3 protein-coding genes are annotated in these 2968 nt (G+C 39.0%); all 3 read right to left on the bottom strand.

Going from position 1 to position 2968, the window contains the following annotated elements; genetic code table 11:
* On the bottom strand, positions 1 to 1077 hold a 1077-nt coding region (locus QZY09_RS00015; RefSeq protein ID WP_295666406.1), incomplete at its 3' end, for a hypothetical protein.
* A gap of 474 nt (positions 1078 to 1551) precedes the next feature.
* The gene (locus QZY09_RS00020; protein ID WP_295666409.1) at positions 1552 to 2190 is read right to left on the bottom strand and encodes a DUF4468 domain-containing protein; all 639 of its coding nucleotides are present in this window, start codon (positions 2188 to 2190) and stop codon (positions 1552 to 1554) included.
* A gap of 111 nt (positions 2191 to 2301) precedes the next feature.
* The coding region (locus tag QZY09_RS00025) for a hypothetical protein (RefSeq protein WP_295666412.1) at positions 2302 to 2968 on the bottom strand (667 nt) is incomplete at its 5' end.

Here is a 2968-nt window from a genome sequence, read left to right on the forward strand (position 1 = left end):
ATCCTTGTAATGCTTCTTTACAACCTGTCCAATGACATTTACCAAAAAATCATCGCTCGGTCCTATACTTCTACCTTTATTGTCGTTGCCAAAAACCGTAACATCCATAACCTTACAATATGGCGTTAATGCATTGGAAGTTAAACAATAATCTATTTCATCTCCATACAGACAACGACTCGCTACAAAACTCCCATGATCCGGATCGATGTCCACAGCGGTCTTGGGAAGAAACCTCAAATGTGTTGTTACCAAATGATTAAAAGGAATCGCAGACCCCTCAATCCCCGAATCAATAATTGCTACAATAGAGTTAGAAATAGGGGTATTTATTTTTAAGGGGCTGGGCAACGCTAACACAGGTACTGACCGCTTTACGTGATAAACTGAATTAATTTCAATTTTATTAATTGTTGAGTAAAAACCCGCAATTTTCTTGAGCGTAGCATAATCTACTGAACAAGAAACTATCGGCCGTCCATTAGGAAATATCTGAGATTCTGTGTCTATCCCTAAGGTGGTAAAATCTGATTCAATATTATTAAAGACAAAAAATCGTTCTTTTTGAGAAAGACCGTGATGCAAATAAATAATTACATCCTGTTTTGATCTGTTCTGTTTAATCCCAGACATTTTATCATCTATTTTTACTTCTTCGATATCTTCGAGTATAGCCAAATTAGTTTTACCTGGATGACCAGTCTCATAGGTGTATTTGGATATTTTTTCTTCCAGCGAATTGAATTTGTCTTTTGATATTTTAGCCAGGCAATAATTTGAATTGCTTTTGCTTAAACTTATAATTTCAAAGCCTAAAGCTTTGATTTTCAGCTTTTCGCTTTTTACGGGGACTTTTAATGGGGATTTTATATTGACAAAAAAGTGTTTAACTATATCAAAATCTTTCTTCGCAGAAAATGCAGCTTTTACTATGGATGTTCTTTTAAGTAAATACTTACCGTGTGCGACATGATCATTTCGCTGAAAAGTTTGCCCCCCTCCGTGGGGCTCAACATTTTCAAAACGTAAATTTTTTTCAGGGATTCTAAAGTGGGTCTTAGGTATGTTCAGGTTCAAGATTGGTATTATTTAAAACGAATGTAGCTGTTCTTTAAAAAGAATAAAGTTATTGTTTTAATAACTCATTTTCAAACAATTATGTGACAATCTTTTCGAGCCCCCCTGCTGTCCGAAGTGTTCCACTTCGGATTAGCTATGCCCGGAGTCTCTGACTCCATTATCATTAACCGACAAACCCGACGCGTCATGGCGCGGAACGAAGCCATCTCTACACATGCTAATCACCACACCAAAATCTCCGGGTAACCTATCAGCCGCACGCCGTACAATATTGCACGCCGTTCATTGAATGTCCTGTGCAGAGATTGCTTCGTTCCTCGCAATGACGGTTTGGTGGATTTTGTAGGCTAACTTAAACCCGCACCCGACCCAACGCAACCCGCGTACCTTCAAAGCACTCCGCTGTCAGAAGTGTTCCACTTCGGATAAGCTATGCCCGGAGCCGCTGACTCCATTACCTCTTAAGGCATTTTAAAAGTCGTCTCCTTTAGCCGATTGCTGCATCGCTTTTTGGATTTCCTGGAATGTTGCATTTGCAAAATCACTGACAACTTGAATGCGGCTTGCGATCTGCTTTACATGATGTTTAGTGATGCCGTTCTCGCCGTTAATATCGCCGGAGCCGTTTTTAACATTGATGTTGTATTCGTACAATTCATTATATTCCTTATCCGGATAATATTTAACAAAACCTCTTGTTGTCGGGCCGCCAATAACCAGCGGATAGCTAGTTACTTCCAGTCGTTCTATCCAAAACTGTGAGATGAGCACCCGGAACTTATTGTCTTTAATGGTAAATTGAATGGTAAACCAAAGGTTATATCCGCCTTCCTGAACGCCTTTGATGATTAAGCTGTTTTTTTGGTCGTCATCCAACTGGATAACATTCTTTGCGGAGCGAAAAGCGATCGCCGTCCAGATTTTTGCACGGGCGTATAGTTCAGTTTTAGGGGTATTAGGCGCGCCATAAACCCGTCTGAAAACAATGGCACCCGTAGAATCAACTGGAAGCGGCGCGTAAACAACAGTGTCCTTATCATATTTGGTGAGGTCTTTCTGTGAAAATGCGCTAAACGGTAAAAATAGTAGTATAAAAAGCAACTTGTTCATCACTTAAATTTTGCTAAACCTAACATTTATACCATTTTATTGCAAATTATTTTGCGGTAGCCCATGCTGCCCCGATGGCAGCGCCAAGTTCGGTTTAGATAATGCTTTATGCTATTTTTTTTTCATTCTCTTTTGCCAATCATCCTGGGTTAGAATTTCTAAAGATTCATCGTCAAAGTACCATACAGATACATACCCAGCTGAGACAACGAAACTGATCACCCAGGTTGTCTTTTCCTTCCATAATTTAAATGCACAAATATCTGTCGCGGTAATAAAAGGACTTGTTTCACCTAAATGTTGATGTGAGGATGCCTTTATCGGATCTATTCCGCCAGTTCCCAGGGGGATAAGATTATTATGAAGCTTTGTTTTTTTAATTATAGTATTGTCTTTGTCGAAATTGATCAGGTAATCATTTCCCAACAATACTTCATTCGGTGCTGTTTGCGCAGTGATGACATATACCCTTTTTGCCCCATTTTTTATAATAGGAACAAGATTTAAACTGGTATTTTGATAAAATTTAAAAAGCGTGTCGGTTGAAACAGCCTGTGCAGCCTTTGTCCGGATGGTGTAGAACTCTCTTTCATTTTCGGTAAATTTTCTTGTAGTAGTGTCTATACTGTATTTGGACGAGTCTAAACCATGGTCGAACTTAACTGTCGCTAATACTACCGGATCATCATTTTTTGAAAAAAAGATGGTGGTCATTTCTTTATTATTCTCATAAGAAAAATATCCACCAGATAGCAGCTTCTTCACTGCGAAACTGGAG

Source organism: uncultured Mucilaginibacter sp., from assembly GCF_903913935.1.
Classification (GTDB): domain Bacteria; phylum Bacteroidota; class Bacteroidia; order Sphingobacteriales; family Sphingobacteriaceae; genus Mucilaginibacter.